This is a genomic window from Agrobacterium sp. CG160-95 (genome assembly GCF_053521725.1).
Window position 1 is genome coordinate 617257 of sequence record NZ_JBNWDU010000002.1, and the last position, 25092, is coordinate 642348.

The 25092-nt window shown below is 59.5% G+C and carries 22 protein-coding genes and 1 riboswitch; of the genes, 7 read left to right on the forward strand and 15 right to left on the reverse strand.

Annotation, left to right across the window (positions count from 1 at the left end; translation table 11 throughout):
• Together ACQZ63_RS09470 and ACQZ63_RS09475 are read right to left on the reverse strand one after the other, a co-directional pair.
• Window positions 1-1155 (reverse strand): amidohydrolase, encoded by a 1155-nt coding sequence (locus ACQZ63_RS09470; protein WP_113555689.1) that lies wholly within the window; start codon window positions 1153-1155, stop codon window positions 1-3.
• 60 nt (window positions 1156-1215) lie between these two features.
• Entirely contained in the window at window positions 1216-2862 is a 1647-nt protein-coding gene (locus ACQZ63_RS09475; RefSeq protein WP_113555690.1) for a GNAT family N-acetyltransferase, read from the reverse strand.
• A gap of 233 nt (window positions 2863-3095) precedes the next feature.
• Between ACQZ63_RS09475 and ACQZ63_RS09480 the strand changes: the two genes are divergently transcribed.
• Together ACQZ63_RS09480 and ACQZ63_RS09485 are read left to right on the forward strand one after the other, a co-directional pair.
• On the forward strand, window positions 3096-3830 hold the full coding sequence (locus ACQZ63_RS09480) for an SDR family NAD(P)-dependent oxidoreductase (protein WP_003510849.1): 735 nt from the start codon (window positions 3096-3098) through the stop codon (window positions 3828-3830).
• A gap of 38 nt (window positions 3831-3868) precedes the next feature.
• Window positions 3869-5221 (forward strand): aspartate aminotransferase family protein, encoded by a 1353-nt coding sequence (locus ACQZ63_RS09485; protein ID WP_003510848.1) that lies wholly within the window; start codon window positions 3869-3871, stop codon window positions 5219-5221.
• A 56-nt stretch (window positions 5222-5277) separates the two neighbouring features.
• On the opposite strand, the gene ACQZ63_RS09490 is transcribed toward ACQZ63_RS09485, so the two are convergent.
• Together ACQZ63_RS09490 and ACQZ63_RS09495 are read right to left on the reverse strand one after the other, a co-directional pair.
• Window positions 5278-5715 (reverse strand): EamA family transporter, encoded by a 438-nt coding sequence (locus tag ACQZ63_RS09490; RefSeq protein WP_019564660.1) that lies wholly within the window; start codon window positions 5713-5715, stop codon window positions 5278-5280.
• A 192-nt stretch (window positions 5716-5907) separates the two neighbouring features.
• Entirely contained in the window at window positions 5908-7254 is a 1347-nt protein-coding gene (locus tag ACQZ63_RS09495; protein ID WP_013761559.1) for a dicarboxylate/amino acid:cation symporter, read from the reverse strand.
• 236 nt (window positions 7255-7490) lie between these two features.
• On the opposite strand from ACQZ63_RS09495, the gene ACQZ63_RS09500 reads away from it, so the two are divergent.
• Both ACQZ63_RS09500 and ACQZ63_RS09505 read left to right on the forward strand, forming a co-directional pair.
• The gene (locus tag ACQZ63_RS09500; RefSeq protein ID WP_065703066.1) at window positions 7491-9332 is read left to right on the forward strand and encodes a sensor histidine kinase; all 1842 of its coding nucleotides are present in this window, start codon (window positions 7491-7493) and stop codon (window positions 9330-9332) included.
• A 1-nt stretch (window position 9333) separates the two neighbouring features.
• Window positions 9334-10698: a sigma-54-dependent transcriptional regulator gene (locus ACQZ63_RS09505; protein ID WP_113555691.1), complete on the forward strand. Its 1365-nt coding sequence runs from the start codon at window positions 9334-9336 to the stop codon at window positions 10696-10698.
• A 100-nt stretch (window positions 10699-10798) separates the two neighbouring features.
• Here ACQZ63_RS09505 and ACQZ63_RS09510 read toward each other — a convergent pair whose 3' ends face one another.
• Window positions 10799-11311: a BA14K family protein gene (locus ACQZ63_RS09510; RefSeq protein ID WP_003510838.1), complete on the reverse strand. Its 513-nt coding sequence runs from the start codon at window positions 11309-11311 to the stop codon at window positions 10799-10801.
• Window positions 11312-11487: 176 nt separating this feature from the next.
• Between ACQZ63_RS09510 and ACQZ63_RS09515 the strand changes: the two genes are divergently transcribed.
• On the forward strand, window positions 11488-12198 hold the full coding sequence (locus ACQZ63_RS09515; RefSeq protein ID WP_025595694.1) for a GntR family transcriptional regulator: 711 nt from the start codon (window positions 11488-11490) through the stop codon (window positions 12196-12198).
• Between the two features lie 49 nt (window positions 12199-12247).
• Here ACQZ63_RS09515 and ACQZ63_RS09520 read toward each other — a convergent pair whose 3' ends face one another.
• A complete protein-coding gene (locus tag ACQZ63_RS09520; protein ID WP_113555692.1) occupies window positions 12248-13504 on the reverse strand; it encodes a D-amino acid dehydrogenase in 1257 nt (418 codons plus the stop codon).
• Window positions 13505-13511: 7 nt separating this feature from the next.
• The gene (gene alr, locus ACQZ63_RS09525) at window positions 13512-14678 is read right to left on the reverse strand and encodes an alanine racemase (RefSeq protein ID WP_113555693.1); all 1167 of its coding nucleotides are present in this window, start codon (window positions 14676-14678) and stop codon (window positions 13512-13514) included.
• A 127-nt stretch (window positions 14679-14805) separates the two neighbouring features.
• Here alr and ACQZ63_RS09530 point away from each other — a divergent pair, with 127 nt between their 5' ends.
• Entirely contained in the window at window positions 14806-15264 is a 459-nt protein-coding gene (locus ACQZ63_RS09530; protein ID WP_003500727.1) for an Lrp/AsnC family transcriptional regulator, read from the forward strand.
• Window positions 15265-15490: 226 nt separating this feature from the next.
• Here ACQZ63_RS09530 and thiD read toward each other — a convergent pair whose 3' ends face one another.
• From thiD to ACQZ63_RS09555, 5 genes are read right to left on the reverse strand one after another with little or no spacing between them, the layout of a single operon-like run.
• Window positions 15491-16288, reverse strand: a complete 798-nt coding sequence (thiD, locus tag ACQZ63_RS09535) for a bifunctional hydroxymethylpyrimidine kinase/phosphomethylpyrimidine kinase (RefSeq protein ID WP_112355442.1) — start codon at window positions 16286-16288, stop codon at window positions 15491-15493.
• Window positions 16285-16947 carry a thiamine phosphate synthase gene (gene thiE / locus ACQZ63_RS09540; RefSeq protein ID WP_112296445.1) on the reverse strand — a complete coding sequence of 221 codons (663 nt, stop codon included), beginning with the start codon at window positions 16945-16947 and terminating at the stop codon, window positions 16285-16287. The genes thiD and thiE overlap by 4 nt, the downstream gene beginning before the upstream one ends.
• Complete coding sequence (locus ACQZ63_RS09545; RefSeq protein ID WP_111828875.1) at window positions 16934-17674, reverse strand: hydroxyethylthiazole kinase; 741 nt, start codon at window positions 17672-17674, stop codon at window positions 16934-16936. Before ACQZ63_RS09545 ends, thiE begins: the two co-directional genes overlap by 14 nt.
• Window positions 17675-17676: 2 nt before the next feature.
• Window positions 17677-18621 (reverse strand): ABC transporter substrate-binding protein, encoded by a 945-nt coding sequence (locus tag ACQZ63_RS09550; protein ID WP_162694079.1) that lies wholly within the window; start codon window positions 18619-18621, stop codon window positions 17677-17679.
• Window positions 18618-19403 carry an ABC transporter permease gene (locus tag ACQZ63_RS09555; RefSeq protein ID WP_112296444.1) on the reverse strand — a complete coding sequence of 262 codons (786 nt, stop codon included), beginning with the start codon at window positions 19401-19403 and terminating at the stop codon, window positions 18618-18620. Before ACQZ63_RS09555 ends, ACQZ63_RS09550 begins: the two co-directional genes overlap by 4 nt.
• A 128-nt stretch (window positions 19404-19531) precedes the next feature.
• A riboswitch (TPP riboswitch) is annotated at window positions 19532-19634 on the reverse strand.
• Between the two features lie 181 nt (window positions 19635-19815).
• On the opposite strand from ACQZ63_RS09555, the gene ACQZ63_RS09560 reads away from it, so the two are divergent.
• Window positions 19816-21105: a TadE/TadG family type IV pilus assembly protein gene (locus ACQZ63_RS09560; protein WP_038494024.1), complete on the forward strand. Its 1290-nt coding sequence runs from the start codon at window positions 19816-19818 to the stop codon at window positions 21103-21105.
• Between the two features lie 85 nt (window positions 21106-21190).
• Here the strand turns inward: ACQZ63_RS09560 and ACQZ63_RS09565 are convergent, their stop codons facing one another.
• From ACQZ63_RS09565 to ACQZ63_RS09575, 3 genes are read right to left on the reverse strand one after another with little or no spacing between them, the layout of a single operon-like run.
• A complete protein-coding gene (locus ACQZ63_RS09565) occupies window positions 21191-23185 on the reverse strand; it encodes an alpha-glucosidase (protein ID WP_113555694.1) in 1995 nt (664 codons plus the stop codon).
• A 12-nt stretch (window positions 23186-23197) separates the two neighbouring features.
• Window positions 23198-24055 (reverse strand): carbohydrate ABC transporter permease, encoded by an 858-nt coding sequence (locus tag ACQZ63_RS09570; RefSeq protein WP_003500737.1) that lies wholly within the window; start codon window positions 24053-24055, stop codon window positions 23198-23200.
• A 4-nt stretch (window positions 24056-24059) separates the two neighbouring features.
• Window positions 24060-24971 carry a carbohydrate ABC transporter permease gene (locus tag ACQZ63_RS09575; RefSeq protein WP_162763609.1) on the reverse strand — a complete coding sequence of 304 codons (912 nt, stop codon included), beginning with the start codon at window positions 24969-24971 and terminating at the stop codon, window positions 24060-24062.
• Window positions 24972-25092 lie beyond the last annotated feature (121 nt).

Consider the following 25092-nt stretch of genomic DNA (forward strand, 5'->3'; position numbering starts at 1 on the left):
TTACCCCGCGTCTGTGAGGTTGCGGATGATGCGCATGAAGATGCGTGCGCCGATATCGATCAGCCCATCCGGAAAGTCGTAGTCGGGATTGTGGAGGTTGGGATAGTCCTTGCCTGCACCCAAAAAGAACATGGCCGATGACGAGACGGCGCGGAACCTTCCGAAATCCTCGGAGGCCCGCATCGGCAAACCTTCCGAACCGTGGGAAATTTTCTCTGCAGTCAGCGCCCGCAGGATATGGTCGACGGCTTCCGGCGCATTTTCGCAATGCAGGAAAATATCGTCATAGGCGATATCGAGTGTCAGTTTCTGTTCTTCGGCCACCTTTTTTGCCAGCGCTTCCGCATCCGCGCAGAGTTTTTCCATTCGGTCGTCTGTCAGCGTCCGGAGCGTCGCCCAGATTTCCGCGTCTGCCGGAGAAATGCCGAAGGCCGCTTCACCCATCAGGGCATGGGTGATTGTCACCATCGAAAAATCGGGTTGCGGTGGAAAGCCGGAGCCGAGATCGTTCAATGCCGGCATCAACTCAGATATCCCCCGCATCGGCGAGACGCCATGCTCCGGTGAGGAAGCGTGCGCGGTCTTGCCGGAGAAGCGGATTTTGATGCCGCGTGATGCGCAGTTGACCGGCCCTTCCACCACGCTGACATGGCCGAATGGCAGGCCTGGAAGATTGTGAAGAGAAAAGGAATAATCCGGCTTCATCTCGCCAAAGCGCGGATCGGCGATGACGGCGGCCGCGCCCGCACCTGTCTCTTCTGCCGGTTGGTAGAGCAGTACGACGCTGCCGGTTTCCGGGCGCTTTCTGGAAAGTCCGAGTGCAAGCGCCGTTAGAATGGTGGAATGACCGTCATGGCCGCAAAGATGGCCCTTACCATCTGTGCCGGAGCGGTATGCGGCGTCGGTTTTTTCCTGAATGGGCAGAGCGTCGAGTTCCGAGCGGATGAGGACTACCGGACCGCTTTTGCCGCTGTCATAGACCGCTGCCACGCCATGACCACCCAGATCGGTGAACATCCGATCCGGTTTTGCCTGCTCGAGGAAATCGCGAATACGCCGCGCTGTTTCCTTCTCCTCGCCGGAAATCTCCGGATGGCGGTGCAGATCATGGCGCAGCTCGATGAGGTCAAGCATATCCTTGTTGGTCAGAAACATAAAAAACCCTTGCAAGTCGTCCGGCCGATTTTTTCTGCCGCAACTTACAGGTCATTACGTTCAATGCAAAACCTTTGGCGGACGCCAGCGCTTGCCCGTCGATTTTGGCCTGGCGCTCAGCGTGATGACATCGGCAGGCAGCGGAATCCTGGCCTTTCCCAGTTCCAGCCGGGCAAGGGCTGCGCGCGCCTTTTCGGCATATTCCAGATGCGTAGCGTCGTCAGAATGGTAATGCTGCAATCTGTCGAGGATTTCGGCGCCTTCCATCGTTCTTTCGGCCGCAATCAGCGCCACGGCGCATTTGTAGAGCGCCTCGCGGTGGAAGGGGGCGCGATTGGTCACCTGACGGAATGCTTCGGACGCCTCATGATATTGCCGTTGCGCCAACCGCGCTTCGCCTATGCGCATCCATAGCAGAACCGGGTCCTGACCGCTGCCGAGGAGACCGAGGAAAGCGATTTCCGCCTCACGGAATTCACCGCGGTCGAAGGTCAGATTGGCCAGCCCGAATTGTGCGCCAAGGTGATCGGGCGCGGCTGCCAGCACCTGGGAAAAAGCGATGTTGGCCGCCGCCTTCTTGCCCGTCTTGTAAAGTTTGAGACCCTCTTCGTAGACGAAGCGTATGCTGCGCGGGTGGAGCTTGCCGCCGAGATTGTCGCCCGAGCGGGTGCGGAACAGCGTGCAGCTGAGCTTGTGCTCCTCCGGGCCGAAGAAATATTTGTACGGCTCGTTGCCTCGCAGGAAATCATAAGTCTTGAAACCCTGTTCGATCGCCCTGCGGATGCAGTGTCCGTGCAGCACGAGGCCGGGTGAGGGGGTCTTCCAGTTCTCGTCACGACCGGTAATGTAGAACAATACCGACTTTTTCTGCCGGTCGATGATATTGGCAAGCGCGCCGAGCGGCTGGTCTCCGAACCACAGGACCGGCACTTCCAGATCGCCGCGTATATACACATCCATCAGCATTTGCCGTGTTGCGCCGATCAACAGTTCGGTGCGCTCCTTGCCCTTGTGCGGCGCCCAGCGGATGCGCCAGAAATCGAACAGGATGCCCATGTCCCGCTTGATTGTTTCTTTCGTTGCGAAGGTGATGCGGTATTCGTCACCGCTTTCCACCTTCCTCATGAAGCGCCGGAGCTTTTGCCGGGACTGGCTGCTCATATGGCTGTCGAGATAGGAGTCGAACGTGTCCGGCAGGGCCACGACCGGGCAGATGCAATTGTTGATGTTATAGGGGTTGGTCGGCATGTTGTCGCGAAACATGACGAGCGGCCCCTGAAGCGCGCGGATCATCGCGTCGCGCCGCTCCGGTGGGCCGGAAAGATAGTCGAGCTTGAGTTCGGTCCAGTTCTGCTGCCGAATATAGGAACAGAAACCGGCAACCGCGTTATTTTCATATTCCGGCAGAGTGATGAAGCCGGTGTAATCCGCCGCGGCATTGCCAGCCATGACGATGCTGTCGTGGAAGCGGCCGGTTTTCTTGTCTGGTTCGGTGACGATGCGCAGCGGAAAAAATGCCACATAGGGCGAGCCTTCGGGACGTTCCCTGAGCGCCAGGATGAACCAGCGCTTGCGGCGCGGCATGTAATCCCGCAGCCAGCCCCAGGACAGGAAGTGTCGGGAATGGGGATCGGCCATGAACACCGTTTCCCAGTTTTGCCGGATAGCCTCGAAGCCTGCGTCGGTGTCGATGATGTCGATACGCATTCGTCCCCCTCCCAATACGGATCACAGATTCGGGAGGTTGCATTTTATGAGCAAATGGCTGGCTTCAAATATTCCCTTCGGGTGAAAGGCCTATATCAAATGGGATTAGCCCGTGACGCGGCAACCATTCGTGCACCGCGACAAAATAGCCCTTGTCAGCGGGTCGCAGCACTCTAACATGCGGGCTGAATGCGCGGCCGGCTCAACGGTTCGCATGGCAAAGGAGTTCTTTCATGGCTGTTCCTTTTATGCTTTTGACTGGTGCGAGCCGCGGAATAGGGCATGCCACCGTCAAGCTGTTTCAGGAAAAAGGCTGGAGAATCCTGACCGTATCGCGACAACCCTTTTCGGAGGAATGCCGCTGGCCATCTGCGCGCGAAAGCCATATCCAGGCCGATCTGGAGGACCTGTCCCGCATCGACGATCTGGCCGACGAGGTGCGCTCGCGCCTGCCGGAAGGAAAGCTGGCCGCACTCGTCAACAATGCCGGAATCTCGCCGAAGGGCGAAGGCGGTAGCCGCCTTGGCGTTGCCGACACAACGGCGGAGATCTGGACGCGGGTGCTAAACGTCAATCTCGTCTCGACGGCGCTTCTTGCCCGTGCGCTTTTGCCGGAACTGGAGGCGGCAAAAGGCTGCATCGTCAACGTTACCTCCATTGTGGGCTCGCGGGTGCACCCTTTCGCGGGCGTCGCCTATGCCGCATCGAAGGCGGGACTTGCGGCGCTGACACGGGAGCTGGCGCATGAATTCGGGCCGCGCGGCGTGCGCGCCAATGCCATAGCGCCCGGCGAAATCAACACCGCCATCCTTTCACCCGGAACCGCTGAACTCGTGGAAGCGCAGGTCCCGCTCGGGCGGCTAGGCACAACGGCGGAGGTGGCGCAGACCATCTACTTCCTCTGCTCGGAGCAGTCGAGCTACATCAACGGCGCAGAAATTCTCATCAATGGCGGCCAGCACGTCTGACGCTTCAGCCCATCCAACCGAAACGGAGCCTTTATCCCATGACCATTCTGCCGAATTCCGTCGAGGCACGCGATATCGCCTACCAGATGCATCCGAACGTCAATCTGCGTAAATTCGAAAAGACCGGTGGTCTGGTCATCGAAAGTGGTGAAGGCATCTATGTGACCGACAGCAGCGGCAAGCGTTATATCGAGGCGATGGCAGGGCTTTGGTCTGTGGCGCTTGGCTTCGGTGAACAGCGACTGGTGGACGCTGCGACAAAGCAGATGCAGAAGCTGCCCTATTACCACACCTTCTCCTACAAGACGCACGGCCCGTCGGTCGATCTTGCCGAGTTGCTGATCGAGCTTGCGCCAGTGCCGATGTCGAAGGTTCATTTCACGTCTTCGGGATCGGAGGCGAACGATCTCGTTGCCAAGATGGTGTGGTATCGCTCCAATGCGCTGGGCAAAAAGGACAAGAAGAAGATCATTGGCCGCATCAAGGGTTATCATGGCGTGACGATTGCCTCTGCCTCGATCACCGGCCTGCCGCGCAACCATGAAAGCTTCGACCTGCCGCTGGACCGCATGCTGCATACGGCCTGCCCCTCCTATGTGCACTTCGGCAAGCAAGGTGAAAGCGAGGCGGATTTTACCGCGCGTATTCTGAAGGAACTCGAAGATCTGATCCTCAGCGAAGGCCCGGAAACCGTTGCCGCCTTCTGGGGCGAGCCGGTGATGGGTGCCGGCGGGGTTCTTCTGCCGCCTGAAGGTTATTGGGAAGGTGTGCAGGCGATCCTGAAGAAATACGACATTCTGCTTGTCGTGGACGAGGTCATCTGCGGGTTCGGCCGCACCGGCAAGATGTTCGCCTGCGAGACCTACGGCATCAAGCCGGATGTGCTTGTTGTTTCCAAGCAGATATCCTCATCCTACATGCCGCTGTCGGCGATCATCATGAATGACGGTTTCTACCAGCCGATCGCCGACGAATCCGACCGGATCGGCTCCTTCGGCCATGGTTATACCGCCTCCGGCCACCCGGTCGCGACGGCCGTCGGTCTCGAAAACCTGAAGATTATTCAGGAGCGCGATCTGGTCGGTAATGTCGCGAGGCTGGAAGGCAAGTTCCTCGATCATCTGAAAGCGCTTTCCGACCATCCGCTGGTGCATTCCTCGCGCGGCGTCGGTCTTCTTGGCGCGCTGGAGATAAAGCCGTGGGAAGGTACGAAGCCGGGCGATGCGACGCTCGCCATTGCCGCCGGCATTGAGGATGAGGGCGTGATCACTCGCCCGATCGGCGAATCGATCTGCTTCTGCCCACCGCTGATCATCACGGCCGAGCAGCTTGATGAGCTGTTCGCCGGCGTTAAGCGGGGACTGGACAAGGTTGCGGCCGCACGCGCCTGATGACTTTGCGAATGTCCTGGCCGGTTCGTCCGGCCGGGCACCGCTGTCAGCTTGCCTTATCCCCGGTATGCCACAAGCACCGCGCCGCAGGCGATTAGCACCACACCCAGCCAGTTTGGCAGCGACAGCCGTTCCCCTAGAAACAGAACCGCGAAGACGGCGACGAACACGACACTGAGCTTGTCGATAGGGGCGACGCGGGCGGCATCGCCGATTTTCAGCGCCCGGAAGTAACATATCCAAGATGCGCCGGTCGCCAGCCCCGAAAGCACGAGAAAGGTCCAGGTCCGCGCCGAAATGGTGGAGGGCTGCTGCCAGTTGCCGGTAACATAAACCATCAGGCCAGCGGCAGCGAGAATGACGATGGTGCGTATGAAGGTGGCGAAATCGGAATTGACGTTTTCGATGCCGATTTTCGCAAAAATCGCGGTCAATGCCGCAAAGGCCGCCGATAGCAGCGCCCAGAATTGCCAGGCCAGAAACAGGTTCTTCATAAGGGCCTACTCCGTTTTTCGCATTCGTTCTCGCTCGATCTGGCCTATAACATCCGCACGGCGATAAAAACCGTTTTCGACGGTTGGGAGGGCTTCAAACGATGAAAGGCCGGAGCATCGATCTGATGCGCCGGCCTTCATGCGAGAGCCTGCCCGGACAAACCGGGACAGGCTGGACCTTGGGAGGTCGTGTTATTCGGCGGGCTGAACCGCACCCGGAAGCGAATCCACATCGGCGATGCCGGTGAATTCTTCCTTGCCGCTGAGAACGCGGGCGAGCTGTTCCTGATCCAGTTCACCTTCCCAGCGGGCAACAACGATGGTGGCGACCGCATTGCCGACGAAGTTGGTAAGTGCGCGGCATTCCGACATGAAGCGGTCGATGCCGAGGATGAGCGCCATGCCGGCAACCGGAACCGACGGCACGACGGAGAGCGTTGCGGCCAACGTGATGAAGCCAGCGCCTGTGATGCCGGCAGCACCCTTGGAGGAGAGCATGGCCACGAGCAGCAGAAGGATCTGTTCGCCGAAGGAGAGGTGGATGCCGGTCGCCTGTGCGATGAACAGGGCAGCCAGCGTCATGTAGATGTTTGTGCCGTCGAGGTTGAAGGAATAACCGGTGGGGATGACGAGACCGACGACAGAGCGCTTGCAGCCCGCCTTTTCCATCTTGCTCATCAGGCCCGGCAGGGCGGCTTCAGAAGACGAGGTGCCGAGAACCAGCAGCAGTTCTTCCTTGATGTAGCGGATAAGCGCGACGATCGAGAAGCCGTTATAGCGGCAGACAGCGCCGAGGACCACGAACACGAACAGTGCTGATGTGACGTAGAAGGTGCCGATCAGCATCGCGAGGTTGGTGACGGACGAGATGCCGTATTTGCCGATGGTGAATGCCATGGCGCCGAAGGCACCGATGGGGGCGGCCTTCATCAGTATCGCGACCAGCTTGAAGATCGGATACATCATGGCATGCATGAAATCGGTGACGGGCTTGCCCTTTTCGCCGACGATACCGAGCGCGATGCCGAACAGCACGGAGAAGAACAGCACCTGCAGGATATCACCGCTGGCAAATGCGCCGACGATGGTGGTCGGGATGATGTTCATCAGGAAGCCGGTGATGGTCTGCTCATGGGCCTTGTCGGCGTAGGTCGCTACGGCCTTGGCATCCAGCGTGGCCGGATCGATATTCATGCCGGCACCCGGCTGCACAGTGTTGGCGACGATGAGGCCGACAATGAGCGCAAGGGTGGAGAACACGAGGAAGTAGATCATGGCCTTGCCGGCCACGCGTCCAACCTTCTTCATGTCGTTCATGCCGGCGATGCCGGTTGCGACAGTGAGGAAGATGACGGGAGCGATGATCATCTTGACGAGACGGATAAAGCCGTCGCCGAGCGGCTTCAGCTGTTCGCCAAAGGCCGGATAGAAATGGCCAAGCGCGATACCGGCGATAATGGCGACCAGAACCTGGAAATACAGGTGCTTGTAGAATGGCTGCTTGGCGTGGCCTGCCGCCACGGTTGTTGTATCGATCATGTTTTTTCCTCCTCGGCCTCACCCTGCCTTAATTGGCCTCCCGGGATCGCCGTGTCGTTGACGGCTTCGCGCCGATTGAGGAGTCATGTGCAATACGCATGCCAGACTTGCTTATTTGGTGTAACTGGCTGATTTAAAAAGTACTTTCTATTGACGCGGTATCAGCTCGCCGGCGTATGTGCGGATATCCGGACAAAAGCTCTTGCGGTCTGTGTGTAAATCCGCACAATTGTCGCATGACCCAAGAAGATCAGGCCTCTCATTCCCAGGCACGACGGCGCGCTCAATGGCTGGCGTTGGCGGGCTTGTGGCTGCTCGTCAGCCTGGGAGTTCTGTTGGTTGCCGATGACTTTGCGCGAAACCAGGCAATACGCACCGCCGCGTCCGAGGCCTCCACCGATGCCGAACTCAAGATCGCGCTTCTGAATGTTGCGCTGGAGCGGCCGCGCGCCATTCCGCTGGTTCTGTCCGGCGACCCCGACCTTGCGATTGCGCTGGATGGCGGTGGCGCGCCTGCCATTGACCGGCTGAACCGCAAGCTGGAGGGGCTGATCGAAGGTACGCAGTCCTCTGTCATCTATGTGACCGGACCGACCGGCTTGACAATTGCCTCGAGTAACTGGCGACAGGCCGACAGCTTCGTCGGCTCCAATTATGCCTTCCGCGAGTATTTTCAGGCGGCGATGAATACCGGCATGTCCGAACATTATGCGCTTGGCAATGTCAGCCGCCGGCCGGGCCTTTATATCTCGCGCCGCATCGATGCCGCAGACGGTCGGCCGCTCGGCGTCGTCATCGCCAAGGTGGAGTTCAACCGTCTGGAGGCGGATTGGAACATCGGCGGCAAACCGGTCTATGTGGTTGACAGGAACGGCGTCGTGCTGATGACGAGCGTGCCGGATTGGCGCTTCAAGACCGTAGCGCCGATTGACGAGGCGCGACGCAAAGCCATTTCCGAAAGCCTGCAATTCGGTAACGAGGCGCTTACGACGCTGCCGTTCCGGATGGCGCGACTCTCGAGCGACGGCGTTCCGCTCATCCGTGTCGATGACCCGGCAAGTGAGCGCGGCGATTATCTGCGGTTGGAAACGCCGGTGCCGACGACCTCATGGACACTGCATTATCTGCAACCGGTGGCACCGGCGCTGAACGCCGCCATTCGCGAGGGCAGGGTGGTGGCGCTGGCAACGCTGATGCCGCTGATGGCGCTTTCGGCTCTGTGGCTGTGGCGCAGGCACAAGGCGCTGAGGGAAAAGGAAGAGGAGCAGCGCGCCCGCACCGAGCTGGAAATGAAGGTGCAGGAGCGCACCCGTGACCTGACGAGGACCCGCGACCATCTTCAGGCGGAAATTGCCCTGCACGAAAAGACGACAGGTGAATTGCGCAACGTGCAGCACGAGCTGGTGCAGGCCAACCGTCTCTCCATTCTAGGGCAGGTGGCGGCGGGCGTTGCCCACGAAATCAACCAGCCGGTAGCGACGATCCGCGCCTTTGCCGACAATGCCCGCACCCTGCTGAAACGCGACCGCATGGCGGAGGCCAACGAAAATCTCGAAAACATCGCGGCATTGACCGATCGCATCGGCACGATTACCGGCGACCTGAAGATATTGGCGCGCAAGGGCCGCACCGCTGCCGAACCGGTCAGTCTCAAACTGGTCATCGAAGGCGCGGTGATGCTGTTGCGCAGTCGTTTTTCCGGACAGATGGATGCACTTGATATCGTGTTGCCGGATCAGGACCTGAAGGTGCTTGGCAGCCGCATCCGGCTCGAGCAAATTCTCATCAACCTTCTGCAAAACGCACTGGAAGCCACTGAAGCGATTGATGCGGCGCGTGTCGAGGTGCGGGTGCGCGAGGAAGGGGACATGGTCTTGCTTTCGGTCAGCGACAATGGGACCGGCATTCCCGAAGCGATCCGCGCCCAACTTTTTTCGCCCTTTAATACATCTAAGGAAAGCGGCCTAGGCCTTGGTCTCGTCATCTCCAACGATATCGCCTCCGACTATGGCGGGCGGATTGAGGTAACGAGCAGCGAGGCAGGCACGTCTTTTTCCGTATATCTGAAGCGAGCATGACATGATGGCAGGTGGAACCATAGTTCTGGTGGATGACGACTCCCAGCTGCGCAAGGCGATGGTGCAGACGTTGGAACTCGACGGATTGCCCGTTACCTCCTTTTCCCGCGCCGAACAGGCACTTGCGGCGCTCAACGAGGATTTCGACGGCGTCGTCATCACCGATGTGCGCATGCCCGGCATGACCGGGCTTGAGTTCTTCGACCATGTCCGCAGGATCGATGCCGACCTGCCTGTTATCCTCATCACCGGCCACGGTGATGTGCCGATGGCGGTCGATGCCCTTCACAACGGCGCCTATGATTTCATCGCCAAACCATTCCCCGCCGAACGCATGGTTGAAAGCGCCCGCCGCGCGCTGGAAAAGCGCCGCCTCGTGCTGGAAAACCGCGCGCTTCGCCGGGCGAGTGCTCAAGCCGAGGACGATTTGCCGCTGATTGGCCAGACGCCCGCAATGGAACGCCTGCGCACCACGCTCCGGCACATTGCTGATACGGATGTAGACGTGCTGGTGGCAGGTGAGACGGGCAGCGGCAAGGAAGTGGTGGCAACGGCGCTGCATCGCTGGAGCAAGAAGCGATCCAGGGGCAATTTTGTGGCGCTGAATTGCGGTGCGCTGCCGGAAACGGTGATCGAAAGCGAGCTTTTCGGCCATGAGCCGGGTGCTTTCACCGGTGCGCAGAAAAAACGCGTTGGTCGCATCGAACATTCAAGCGGCGGCACGCTGTTTCTCGACGAGATCGAAAGCATGCCGCTTGCCGTACAGGTGAAGATGTTGCGCGTTCTGGAAATGCGCGAGGTCTCGCCACTCGGTTCAAATGAGGAGCGACCGGTCGATATTCGCGTGGTGGCGGCGGCGAAGGTGGATCTCGGCGACCCGGCCGAGCGTGGCACGTTTCGCGAGGACCTATATTACCGGCTGAATGTGGTGACGCTGTCGATACCGCCGCTGCGCGAACGCAAGGCGGATATTCCGTTGCTGTTTTCGCACTTCGTCACCAAGGCCGCCAACCGGTTCAACATGCCGGTGCCGCAGATCAGCGCCGGCGTTTCCCGCCGCCTTAACGACTACGACTGGCCGGGCAATGTGCGCGAACTCGGGCATTTCGCTGAAAGGGTAGTATTGGGGCTGGAGATGGATGCGGCCACCACGACTGTTTCGCAATCGAGCATTCCGGCTTCCGGCACCCTGCCGGAGCGAATGGATGAAATAGAAGCGCAGATCATCCGCGAAACGCTTGTGCAATCTAATGGCGACGTGGCCGAAACCATTGCGACACTCGGCATTGCCCGCAAGACCTTTTACGACAAGCTGCAACGTCACGGCATCAACCGGGCGGATTATGTGAAGAACGGCGCCGCTTGAGGTGTCGCAGGATCTGGGGCGACACTTAATGAAAAGCCGCGGACGTTTCCGTCCGCGGCCTGATTATTAACAGCGATAACTGCGCAGACGTTGTCCCAGATCAACCCGCTACGCAGAAATGACGCTGGCCGTCATTGCCGACATAGGTGCCGGAGCGGCCGTTGAAGCTGCGATAACGTTGCGAGCAATAGTCGTACCAAGCATTCGTCCATGGCTCGATGGTGCGGTAGGTACGGCGTTGCTGGTAGTAGCCGGAATTATTGTCATAGACCGGTTGGGCACGGTAAACCGGTGCCGGACGATAGACCGGCGCGGGTCGATAAACGGGCTGCGGCTGTGGCTGATAATAGCGGTAGTCCGGCTCTTCGTACACATAGCTCGGTTCATAGCGACGCGGCGGGTCGATATAGACGCGCTCGTCGTCTACCGGTGCCGGGCGGGAAAGGGCTGAGCCAACGGCGACACCGGCGGCAAGGCCAAGCACGCCACCCAGAATAGCGGCATCGCGACGGTCGCGGCGGCCCCAGTCATCGGCGGATGCGCTGTTGAAGGGCACGATGGTGGCGGCGGCGACGGCGATAGCCAGAACGGTTTTAGCTGCAAAGGACGACATGATCTTCTTCCATCCGGATGGCAGGGCGCTGCCAGTTGCAAATTCGATGGTTAAAGAAATATAGCGCGCCTGCTGAACGGGCGCTGAATGAATTGTGGCGGCTGGCGACAGCTCGCAATTCCTGTTTGCGCAAGCCGCGCTTCGCGCTAGAACTCAAGTTCAAACAGGACAATTCCATGAGCCTTGCCCATATAACCGTCAATTCCGATTCATCCCACGAAGACCGTGCCCAGGCTATTCGAGATACGCTGCGCGACGCAATTGTCGACCGACGGCTTGCCCCGGGAACGAAGCTGTCGGAATCGGAAGTGGGAACGCTGTTCGATGTCAGCCGCACGGTGGTGCGGGCGGCTCTTCAGATGCTGGCTTACGAAGGACTGGTCAAGGCCGAGCGCAACCGCGGCGCTTTTGTCTCCAATCCCACACCGGACGAAGCGCGGCAGGTTTTTGCGTCGCGCCGGCTGATCGAGCCCGGCGTTCTGGACGCCGCAATCGAAAAGATCACGCCTGCGGCGGTGAAGCAGCTGAGAGAGCATCTGGTTCAGGAAAGCCGCCACCAGCATGAGCGCGGCCCGCACGCCAGGCGCGCGGAAATCAAGGCATCAGGCGATTTCCACCTGATGCTGGCCTCGCTTGCCGGCAATGCCATCCTCGAAAAATTCATGGACGAACTGGTCGCCCGCTCGTCGCTGGTTATCGCGCTCTACGGGCGCTCGGGCGTTTCAAGCTGCGGCCACAACGATCATGCCGACCTGCTCGATGCACTGGAGGCGAAGGATGCGGCAAAGGCCCGTGCCTTGATGCTGCAGCACCTCGATCACATCGAGGCCGATCTCGACCTTCGCATGAAGGAAGGATTGGCGCTGAAGGATGCACTGGCACTTTGAGCGGCCACCATCCCCGCCTTTCAGACGGGGATAAGCGCCCTGTCGCACTTCAGGCTGCGTAACGGCTGAGTGCCAGATCGTGCGTGTCTATCTCGGGCTTGTTCCCGCTGATGAGATCGGCAAGCACGCGGGCCGAGCCGCAGGACATGGTCCAGCCAAGCGTACCGTGGCCGGTGTTGAGATAAAGATTGCTGTAGCGGGTGGCGCCGATGACAGGCGTACCATCCGGCGTCATCGGGCGCAGGCCGCACCAGAATTTTGCCTGGCTCTGGTCACCTGCGCCGCCGAACAGGTCTTCCACCGAATGGGCCAGAGTTTCCTGTCTTGCTGCGGGCAGATCCTTGCTGAAACCGGCGATTTCCGCCATGCCACCGGCGCGGATGCGCGAGCCGAGCCGGGTGATCGCTACCTTGAACGTTTCGTCCATCACGGTCGAAACGGGCGCGCGTTCCTCCTTCACGATCGGAACCGTGATGGAGTAGCCCTTGACCGGGTAAACCGGCAGGGTAAGGCCGAGCTGGCGGACGAATTGCGGGGAATAGCTGCCCAGTGCGGCGACGAAAATATCGGCTTCCACCAGCCCCTTGGTGGTTTCCACGGCCTTGATACGGCCTGCCTCGACGATGGGGCGCATGATGCCGGTATCGTAGATGAAAGTGACTCCCGCCTCTTCAGCCATGCGCGCAAGTTCGGTGGTGAACATGAAGCAGTCGCCGGTTTCATCACCGGGCAGGCGCAGGCCGCCGACGATCTTTTCCCTGGAAGGAGAAAGGCCAGGCTCGATGGCGGCGCAGCCGTCGCGGTCGAGAATTTCGAAAGGCACGCCACCTGCCGTCAGCACGTCCACATCCTTGCCGATGGCGTTGAACTGCTTCTGGGTGCGGAAAACCTCCAGTGTGCCCTGCATGCGCTGGTCGTATTCTATCCCGGTTTCGTCGCGCAGCGCCATCAGGCAATCGCGGCTATATTCGGCAATGCGCACCATGCGGCTCTTGTTGATGGCATAACGCGCCGATGTGCAATTGCGCAGCATCTGGCTCATCCAGCGCCACGCCGCCGGATCGGCGGTCGGGCGGATGATGAGCGGGGCATGCTTCATGAACAGCCATTTCATGGCCTTCATCGGAATGCCGGGCGCGGCCCATGGCGAGGAATAGCCGGGGGAAACCTCGCCGGCATTGGCAAAGCTGGTTTCAAGTGCTGCCGCCGGCTGGCGGTCGATCACCGTCACCTTGTGTCCGGCTTTGGCCAGATACCAGGCGGAGGTCACGCCGACGACGCCGGCTCCGAGGATAGTGACGTTCATGATCGTCTCACTTATGGCTGACAGATGTTGAAGCGACGGCCGGGTTTTCGCCCGGCTGAATATAATTGCGGCGGTAACGGCGTCCGAGGCCGGTCAGGATTTCATAGGCGATCGTGCCCGCGTCCTCGGCAATGTCTTCCAGCGTCTGGTCAGGCCCGATCATCTGCACGAAGCTGCCTTGCGTCAATGTTCCCAAGGGCAGGGCGGATATATCGAGAATGATGCTGTCCATTGAAACGCGACCAGCAATGGGTAGGCGAACGCCATTATACCATGCCGCACCGCGATTGCTGAGCGATCGCGGCAGGCCATCGGCATAACCAGCCGCGATCGTGGCAAGCCGCGTCGGCCCGGCCGCTTCGAAAGAGCCGCCATAACCGACCAGCGATCCGGCGGGAACGTCGCGGGTCTGAATAACGGCGACATCAAGCCGGACAACCGGTTTCATCGGGTTGGGACGGGTAACGGAGGGCGCGCCGCCATAAAGCGCAATGCCGGGGCGTAGCAGGGAGTTGTGATAGTCGTTGCCCAGAAAGATGCCGCCGGAATTGGAAAAACAGACGGATACATCACGAAAAGCGACAGCGGCTTTTCGCATCACAGAGAGTTGGGCGGCATTGGAGAGGTGATCCGGCTCGTCGGCGCAGGCGAGGTGGCTCATCACGAAGGCGATGTCGATACCATCAAGCAGTTGCGGCCGGGAGGCGAGGACTTCAAGCTCCTCGGGAGAGAGGCCGAGACGGCACATGCCGGTATCGATCTGCACTGCGGCGGGTAACGTCTTGCCAAGATTTTTGGCGTGGGCCGCCCATTGGGCGATCTGCTCGAGCGAATTCAGAACCGGTGTGACGGCCATGGCCGCGCAGGAGGTTTCGTTACCGGGCTGAAGCCCGTTGAGGACGAAAATCCGCGCTTCCGCTGAAAGACGCAGCCGGAGCGCCAGCGCTTCATCGATATGGGCGACGAAGAAATTCCGGCAGCCCGCTTCAAACAGCACCTGCGAGACGATATCCGCGCCGAGGCCGTATGCGTCAGCCTTGACGACCGCTGCCGTCTGCGATGTGGGTGCCATTGCCGCAAGCGCGAGATAATTATCGCGCAATGCGCCAAGATCGATGGTCAGATGGCCGCTTGCACCACCCGCTGCCTGCTGGCGGCTGATCTGCATGTCCATGGTCGTTCACCCTCATTTTTATCATATGAGAGTATTGCAACGATTGTCGAATTTCTTGGCTATTGTTCGAATAAGATGCGATAAAAATCAAATCTACGCAACTTTCATTGTCATATTGGAATTTTCTATGTCGTCACTCGACGCGACCGACCGGCACATCATCCGCCTGCTCCGGCTCAATGCCCGCATCAGCAATGCGAAACTTGCTGCGGAAGTCGGCCTTTCGGCCTCCGCCTGCCTTCGCCGGGTCGATATTCTGGAACGGGAGGGTATCATCCGGGGCTACACGGCGCTGACCAGCGGCCTTGCCGGCGGCGAGGTGATCTCGGTCATCGTGCAGATCACGCTCGACCGCCAGACGGAGGATTTTCTCAACAGGTTTGAGAACGCGGTGCGGCGTTATCCAGAAATCCGCGAATGTTACCTGATGACGGGCGGGTCGGATTATTTCCTGCGATGTGAGGCGGAAAGTGCGGGCGATTTCGAGCGCATCCATAAGGAGATTCTGTCGAAGCTGCCGGGTGTTTCGCGGATTCATTCGAGTTTTGCGATCAGGAATGTGCTGGCGACGCCGAAGGCGCGGTGAAGGCGGATGCGCAGAGCGTGGGGCTCACCCCCCTCTGTCCTGCCGGACATCTCCCCCTCAAGGGGGGAGATCGGGTGAGGTTTTCGCCTCGGTCCCCATTAACGTCGGTATCGCGATCTCGTCCGCCAACTAAAACGCCCGGGGCAGGCCACTTGTCGATCTCCCCCCTTGAGGGGGAGATGTCCGGCAGGACAGAGGGGGTAAGCCCTACGCTCCACTCTAACCTTCACCCCCACCATCGATAAAAATGATGCACCGGTCCCCGACCGTGCCCGACGGCAAGCCCCCGACCAGCGTCAAGCGCTCCATTCAGATAGTCCTTCGCAAGACCAACCGCCTCCGCCAGGTTATGCCCCATGGCCAGATGCGCGGTGATCGCCGCCGCCAGCGTGCAGCCGGTCCCATGGTCGTTTTTCGTGTCCACTCGCATAGCGGAAAGCGCCTGCACGGTGCCGTCTGCAAACAGATAATCCGTACTCTGCGGCCCGTCGCCATGGCCGCCCTTGATGAGCACGGCTTTCGCGCCCGCCTTCAGGATCATCTCGGCCTGACGGGTGATCTCCGCCTCGGTGTCTGCAATCGGCAACCCGGTGAGAAGCGCTGCTTCAGGCAGGTTCGGCGTGACGATGGTGGCGAGCGGCAGCAGGTCGCGCTGCAGTGTCTCGATCGCATCCGCATGCAACAGACGGTCGCCGGAGGTCGCAACCATCACGGGGTCGAGCACCACCGGCTGGGGCTGCTGCCGAAGCCTTGCAGCTATGGCCGCGATGGTTTCGATCCGCGATACCATGCCGATCTTCACCGCATTGACGGCAAGATCGGAAAAAACAGCGTCCATCTGCGCGACGATGGTGGCGACGGAAATATCCTCCACTGCCGTCACACCTTTGGTGTTCTGGGCGGTGATGGCGGTGATGACGCTGGCGGCATAGGCGCCGAGTGCCGAAAAAGTCTTGATGTCGGCCTGAATGCCCGCGCCGCCGCCGCTGTCTGAGCCGGCGATGGTCAATGCGATTGCTGTCATGACTGTCTCGCTTTCAGCGCTGCATCGACTGCCGCGCGGAAGTCCCTGGTTGTGCTGGCAATATCGCCTGCGCGGAAGATTGCAGAAATGACGGCGACACCATCCGCACCGGCAGCGATGACGTTCGGCACGCGGGCAAGATCGATACCGGCGATGGCGCCCACCGGCATGCCCGGCCGCAATTCGCGGAGCAGAGTGCGGAGCGTCGTAAAGCCGTCAAGGCCGACAGGCTTGTCTGGATTTACCTTGGAAACGGTTTCGAACACGCCACCAATGCAGGCGTAATCGGCGGGCATGGAGGCCGCCCGCTCGGCATCGGCGCGGTTCTTGACGGTGAGGCCGATGATCGCCTTATCTCCAAGGATGCGTCTGGCGGTTTTGGCATCCATATCATCGGCGCCGAGATGCACCCCGTCCGCGCCAGAGGCGAGCGCCACATCCACCCGGTCGTTGATGACCAGCGGCACGCCCGTGCCGGCAATGGCTTCGCGAATTGCGCTGGCGTTTTCGATCATCTCCCGCGTGGAGGCGTGTTTGTCGCGATATTGCAGAATGGTCGCGCCGTTGAGTGTGGCCGCCAGAGCAAGCTCGCCCAAGGGCGCAACATCGCCGAGGCTCGCATCGACCAGCGCGTTGAGACGGTAATCAACCTTGTTCATGCTCAATCCTCGCATGGTTTCTTATGTCTTCGCCGGAAATTTCTGAAAGAACATCCAGAAATGCCGGCTCGAATGTGCCGGGACCTTTGGCGTTTTTCGCTGCCAGTTCGGCTGCGACACCCGTGATGGCGAGGGCGGCGGCGGCGGCCGTCAGTGCGTCTTTTTCCACCGCCATGAAGGCGGCGATGACGCCACCCGATAGGCAACCCGTGCCTGTCACCTTCGCCATCCACGGGTGACCGTTGACGATTCTGACGCTCCTTGTGGCATCGCGCAGGTTATCGACAGGTCCGGTCTCTATCCTGATGGCGTTCGGAACAGCACCGATCAGGCTCATCTCAGCGCTGTTGCCGCGCACGATGGTGGGTCCAAGCGAGATCAGGTCACGCGCGAACGCCAGTCGCGATGGCGAATAGTCGCAATGCACGGGGTCCAGAATCCACGGCTTGCCAGCCGCGCGGGCGATCTCGACGGCAAATCGAATGACTTTTCGCCGGTCGGCGTCGAGCGTGCCGAGATTGATCGTCACCGCATCGGCTTTCGTGACGAAAGCACCGATTTCTTCGAGTGAGGTTGTCATCGAGGGTATGCCGCCGACAACGGTAATGCCGTCCGCGGTGAATTTCTGTACCACTGTGTTCATCAGGCAATGCACGCGCGGGCGCGTCTGCCTTACCCTTTCGAGGATCTCTGCGGCCTTCGCCGCAGTCGGAAAACTGTTTGCCATGGTTATTGCAACTCCACGGCAATGTCTTCCGCCGCCGGCGCCTGCTTGATCAGTTGCATGTCTTGCATGAAGGTGCCGAAGCGTGTGTAGCGGGCGCGATCGAGTGCGGCTGGACGTTTGGCGAAACGCGGCAGCGTATCGAAAAACGCCTGTTTGTTCAGCGCGTCGTCAAGGTTCGGATAGGCCTTGATGAAAAGCTGCCAGGATTCTTGCGGGTGGTTGGTGATGAAAATCGCCGCCTGCTCAACGGCCGAGAGAAAACGCGGCAGGCGGCTATCTTTCACGAGATCTCGATGGGTGACGAATATGAGCTCGTCATAGGCGGGCACGCCATGTTCCTCGGGGAAGAACGAGCGGCCTTCGTGGCCTTCAAGCTTCATCTGCGTCAGTTCGAAATTGCGGAAACCGCCAAGCGTGGCATCGACCTTGCCGGCGATCAGGGATGGCGAGAGTGAGAAATTGACGTTGACCAGTTCAACATCGTCCTTTGTCAGTCCCTCCTTCTCCAGCATGCGCTTCAGCATCGCATCCTCGAAACCGGAAACCGAGAAGCCGACCTTCTTGCCTTTCAGGTCCTTCAGGCTCTTGATCGGCCCGTCGGCCAGAACGGTGACGGTGTTCAGCGGGGTTTCCACCAGCGTGCCGAAACGGACGAGCGGCAGCCCTGCATCGTGGTCGAGATAGAGGTTCGGCTGATAGTGTACACCGATATCGGCCTGCTTTGCCGAGACCAGACGCGGTACGGCGGATGGGTCTGCGGGCGGAACCAGCTCAACGTCCAGCCCGGCATCTGCGAACAGGCCGCGTTCCTTGGCGATCACCATCGGAGCGTGGTCCGGGTTCACGAACCATTCCAGCAACACGGTAAGCTTGTCGGCCGCCTGCGATTGCACGGGCGCAAACACGCTTGCTGCCGCGACGACGAGGGAAAGAAGAGTTCGTTTCATGGTGCCGAAAGTCTCCGCAAATATTTGAAAGGAATGACGTGGTCTGTTTCTTTGGCCCAGGGGGCGAGGTTGGCCGTTGCCCGGTCGACGACAAGCCGCAGCAGCACCGCCATGACGGCGAGAATAGTCATGGCGGCGAACATTGTGTCGGTCTGCATGCGGGCATTGGACTGGATCATGACAAAACCGAGCCCGGCGGAGGCGCCCACCCATTCGCCAATGACCGCGCCGAGCGGGGCGAGCGGAGCTGCGACCCTCAGCCCGGAAATGAGTGCGGGAAGCGCCAGCGGCACACGCAGCCGGGTGAGGATTTGCCAGTGGCTCGCCTCCGTCAGCGAGGCGGCATCGAGGATTGTCCGATCCGTGCGGTTGAGGCCGTCGGTGAAGGCTGAAGCGACGGGAAAAAAGATGATGATCGCCGTCATGACAACTTTCGAGGCCATGCCGAAACCGAACCAGAGTACGAGAATAGGGGCCAGCACGAAGACCGGAAATGCCTGCAACACGAGAACCATGGGCCAGACGAGGCGGCCAAAACGCGGGACGGCGGCAATCGTAAAGGCAACGAGAATGCCGGCGGCAATGCCAGCCGCAAGCCCGACAGCCATTTCACCTGATGTCACCATGGCCTGTCCGAACAGGAAGGCTGGCTGGCGCAGGAGTGCTGCGGCAACATCGGCGGGCGAGGGCAGGATGTAGCGGGGCGGTGCAAACAGCCAGATGCCCAGCTGCCAGACAATCAGAATAAGAACGACGCCCTTCAGCGCATGGGAGGCACGCATCGGCCGGGACTCAGACGCAGCCGTACCGTATACGAAGGGAAGGATGTTTCATCATCATCGTTCGGTCTCCAGCTGTGGCGATCACGGAGATCCGGGCAAAGCGGAGAAGAGAAAGGGCAGTAACGCAAACGCGCTACAGTTTCCGTTCCTACGCCGGCATGACCCGGATCAGGTTCAAGGGTCCGGCTCATCGCCATCTCAGCACCGTCAGGTGCTCCCCTCGGAAGAGACTGTTTTGCTAGGAGGGTTTTGAAGTAATGTCAACTTTGAAAGTTAACGAGAATATTGGCGAATTTGCCGCGAACATATTAGTTATTGATTATATTAAGTTTATCAAAAATTAGTTATTTATTGAAACCGCTTTTCAATTCCGCTGTATTAGCTTCAGCTCCCAGATTGGTTGGGGGCGAACTTGAAAAACTTCTGGCGAGAGAAATCTGGAAATTTTGGCATTCTGACCGCGCTGCTCATGGTGCCTCTGTGCGGGGCTGCCGGTGTGGCGCTCGATATTACGCGCGGCATGTCGGTCAAAGCCGATCTGCAGCAGGCAGCGGATTCCGCGGCTCTGGCGGCAGTCGCCGATATGTCCGCAAGTGTTCAGGCGGCAAAGAAGATGTCGGGGGACGGTGTCATTCCCGTCGGCAATGAAGAAGCCCGGGCATTCTTCGATGGCAATCAGCGCGGCGACGCGGACTACACCATTACCTCGGTCGATGTTTCGGTGATCAAGCACGGCAATGTGGTCGAGTCGTCCGTCAGCTTCAAGGCGTCGGTCAGCACGACCCTCTCAGGGCTTCTGGGGAAGGATTTCGTTTCGGTTGCCGGCACGGCCACGGCCAAATACGAAACGGAAACCTTCAGCGATTTCTATCTTCTGCTTGATAATACGCCCTCCATGGGAGTGGGCGCGACACCCACGGATGTTGCCACCCTGGTTGCGAATACTGGCGATAAATGCGCTTTTGCCTGCCACATCGTGAAGGACGGCGTGGCAGACCCGAACAGCTATTACTTCAAGGCCAAGAAACTCGGGGTTACGACGCGTATCGACGTGGTTGCCAAGGCAACCGCCAGCCTGATGGACACGGCAAAGTCCACGCGCAAAAGCAGCAATCAATATCGCATGGCCGTCTATACCTTCGGGGAACGGGCGGAAGATACCAAGCTGCTTGAGGTCGTTTCGCTGACATCGGATCTGGACGCAGCAAAGAAAAAAGCTGGTGAAATCAACCTGATGTCAATCCCCTATCAGGGATACAACAACGACCAGCAAACAGATTTCGACCGGGCACTGATCCAGATTGGAGATAAGGTCGGCAGTTCGGGCACGGGCGCAAGCTCGGCGAACCCGGATAAGGTTATTTTCTTTGTTTCAGACGGGGTGGGCGACAGTTACAAGCCGTCCTCCTGTACGAAAAAACTGACGGGAGGCCGCTGTCAGGAGCCGATCGACATCAAAGACTGTACGAAACTGAAGGAAAAGGGTTTTCGTATCGCGGTGCTTTATACCACCTATCTGCCGCTGCCGACGAATGACTGGTATAATAGCTGGATCAAGCCCTTTCAGGCGGAAATTGGCTCACGCATGCAGAGCTGCGCTTCCCCGGGTCTGTACTTCGAAGTCAGCCCGTCCCAGGGCATCAGCGACGCGATGACGGTGCTGTTCAAGAAAGCCATTACATCACCACGCCTGACGGGCTGATGGCCGTCTAGCTAGGCCTGTTAAAGCATCGGTTGAACGCCGCAATATCTGCGGCGTTTTTTGGAAATGGCCGGAAGGTGATGCTTCAAGCGATATTACGAAGCCGTTCAAATAACGCAGTAAAGGGCGTTTCAGCGCGGTAGAACACAGCCGGTTGGCCTATCGGAGCCTCCACGGTGATCTCGTGCCCGCCAAAATACCGCGCGCCACTCCAAAGATGCATCCATTCCCCATCGCCCGGAAGGTAAAGCGTGCGCTGCGTCTCCCCCGCCTTCCACACGGGTGCGACCAGCATGTCGGCCCCGTAGAGATAGCTGTCCTGAATGGCATAGGTCTGCCGGTCGTTCTCGTGATGCAGGAAAAGCGGGCGCTGTACCGGCAGGCCGGTTTTGGCCGCTTCAGTGGAGAGCGATTTCAGATAGGGGGCTAGTGCGACATAGATTGCCGTCATGCGGGCAAAATGGCCAAGAACGGTCTCGTCCTGATCGATCTGGAGATTGTCGCGCGGGCGATTGCCCTCATGGGTGCGCATGAGAGGAGTAAAGGCTGCCATCTCCGTCCAGCGCATGATGAGTTCCGGGGTTCTGACATTGCCGAACAGGCTGGTATAACCGCCAATATCGGAATGGTGATAGGCATTGCCGAGAAGACCGGAGGACAGCGCACCGCATATGACAGTGACGAGACCGTCATGGCGGGAGAAATCGACGGACTGGTCGCCGCCCCACAGCAGCGGGCAGTGGGCTTGCACACCGGTAAAGCCCGCCCGCATGAAGAACAGCGCTTCGCCGGTTTTGCCACGGCTTTCAACAGCCTTGGCGTTGACCTCTGCCCAGAGCGTCGGCCAGGCATTGTGCATCAGCTTGGCGTCGATGCCGTTCGATAGCGTGATGTCGATCGGCAGATATTCGCCGAAATCCGCCATCCAGCCGGAAAGGCCGAAATCCAGCATGTTCCTGCCGATGATCTCTTCGGAAAACCACTTGGCTGCGGCCGGATTGGTGAAATCGACCACGCCACAATCGAACTCGCCGAAATCCACGAGCGCCGTCTTGCCGTCCGCGCCGGTGGCGAAATAACCGGCCGCCTCCGCCTCCGGAAAAAGCGGGCCGTCGACGCAGAGATAGGGGTTCACGTATCCCAGAAAACGAATGCCCTGATCGGCAAGCTCCGCGATCTTCTGACGCAAATGCGGATAACGCGCCTCATTGGCCTGCCAGTCCCAGAAGAGCCGGGCGCCGAAGGATGTCTGGCGAAGCCCCACCCAGTCCTCGCACCACAGGCCGGAGACCTTGGTTCCGGCAGCGCGGATTTTTTCCAGCCGGGCAAAGGAGTTGGCGCCATCCTTTAACCCGATGATCGCGCCGCCATAGACCCACTCCGGCAGTTCCGGCTGGCGTCCGAACCGCAGCGAGAGGGCGGAAACGATATCGGTGAAACGATCGCCGGTGAAAAACTCGATCCTTTCGGGGATTGCCCAGATCTCGACTTCGTGGAAATCTTCGTTGCGGAAATCGAAGACCGAATAGGCGCTGGTTTCCACATGCAGCGCATATTTGCGCGACGACAGATAGGTCGGCTGCGGGTAATTGGTGTTGTAATAATCGCCACCCGCCTTGCCGCTGACGTCAGCCTTGAAGGTGATTTCAGCGGTCTTGTCGCGGCCGACACCGGGTTCGGAGGTCCAGAGCGGAAAGCGGCGGCCGCGCATGTCGAAATAGGACATCTGTTCGCCACCGCCCCAGACATGTTCGTCCTCATCTGCGATGATCCGCAGCCACAGCCGATTGATGGTTTCATCCAGCGCCGTGACCCTGATGGCATTTCCATCCAGCGCCAGATGAAGGCGCGCGGCCTGCCCGGGTGCGGAAGACAGCGTAACGCTGTCGCCACTGACTTCGGCGTGGCGGAGCGCAGTTCGTTCGATGACGTAGTCCTCGATATCGAAATTGCCGCGATACATATCCATCCGCTCCTTGCCGAAACCGGCGAAGAAAGCCGGGTTCTCAGGCGAATGAGAAAGAATGGTGTGGCTGCCAATCGCAAGCGTGAAGCCGTCTTTGGTCTTTTCGAATTGCATGACTGTACCTGTTTAACCCTTGAGACCGCCGGCGGTGAGACCGGAGACGACGCGTTCCTGAAAGATGACGATCAGGATCGCAACCGGGACGATGCCGACCACCAGCGCCGCCGAGATGACGGGCCAGGGGAAAGCGAACTCACCCTGGTAAAGCTGGATGCCGACCGGCAGCGTGCGCAGTGCCGGATTGGAATTGAAGGAAAGCGCCAGCAGGAATTCGTCCCAGGCGTTCACGAAAGCGAGAATACCGGCGGTGAAGACGCCTGGCGCGCATAGCGGCACGACAACCTTGAACAGCGCGCCGATGCGGGTGCAGCCATCAATCATGGCGGCGTTTTCCAGATCGCGCGGGATGCTTTCGAAGAAGGACACCAGCATCAGCGTGCAGACCGGCAGGGAGAGCACGGTGTAAGGCAGTATAAGAGCGGTCCAGCTATTGAGCAGGTTGAGCGCACGCATGATCTCGAACAGAGGCACCAGCAGCGTTACCAGCGGGAATGTGGAAACGGCGATGATGAGCGAGAGGATCAGCGCCCGGTACTTGAGATCGAGCCGCGCCAGCGCATAGGCTGCCAGCACCGAAATCAGAATTGTGAGGGCCGTGGAAAGCAGCGCGACCATGAAGCTGTTGAACAGGAAGAGGTGCAACGGCTGGTCGGAAAAGGCCTGCATGTAATTGGCAAGCGTCGGCGCATGCGGAAACCATGTGATCGGTTTTACCGTCAGTTCCGCTTCGGTTTTCAGCGAGGTGAACAGAATCCATATTGCCGGAAACAGGCCGTTGACCAGCAATATGGAGGCCGCAATGAAGCGCAGCGGCTTGCCGGAGAAGAAGGAGGACAGACCGGAGGAGGTCGCAACGGTGCTCATGGGATCAGTCCTTCGTCCTGATAATGAGGAGATAAACGGCGGTGACGCACATGGAGAGCGCAAACATCATGACCGCCAGTGCCGAACCGTAACCGAGATCGAGGAAGGAAACGGTGTTCTGGTGAATGTACATGGCGAGCGTCGTGGTTGATGTGCCGGGGCCGCCGCCGGTCATCATGTATGGAATATCAAAGGTCTGCAGCGCCGTAATCGTACGGAAGATGAGAGCAACGACGATCGAGGGCTTTAGGAGTGGCAGCGTGATCTCGAAGAACTGCCTGAGCTTGCCGGCGCCATCCACATCGGCGGCTTCATAAAGCGAGCGCGGAATGGTTTGCAGCCCTGCAAGGATCATCAGTGCCATGAAGGAGGAGGTCTTCCAGATGATGGTCAGGCAGATGGCCGCAAAGGCCCAGTTCGGGGAGTTGAACCAGATGATGCCTTCAAAGCCCAGCCGGTTCAGCACATCGTTGACCACGCCGTATTCGTAGTGGAAAAACCACGCGAAGATGAGGCCGGCGAACGACAGAGGCAGCGCCCAGGGGATGAGCAGCGACAGGCGCATCGGCCATTGCATCGAAAACGGCAGGTTGGCGAGGAGCGCAAGGCCCAGGCCCATGAACAGCGCTCCCGGCACCGTTATCAGCGTTATCAGCACCGTATTCCAGGTCGTTTCCCAGAAAATCGGGTCATCGAGCATCGCCGTGTAGTTTTCAAAGCCGATGAATTCCGCCGGCAGGCCCGATGTCAGCGAAAGGCTGAAAAACGAGGTGTAGACGAGACGCGCCACCGGATAGACGATGATAAGCGAAAGAAGAATGGCTGCAGGCGCCAGCAAAAGCACGGCAAGCGACCGGTCACCGAGATCGAGCCACCGCGTCCAGCGCGGCTGCGGTTTCTCGTCCACCCTGACCATTGTTCTCTCCGGCATCGTCACGTCTGCCACTCCCGCAACTGAATTCACGTCATCGTCTCCCGATCAGACCGGTTAAGTCCCGGCCCGTTTATCGCGCCGTTCAGGCGATTTTCACTGGTTC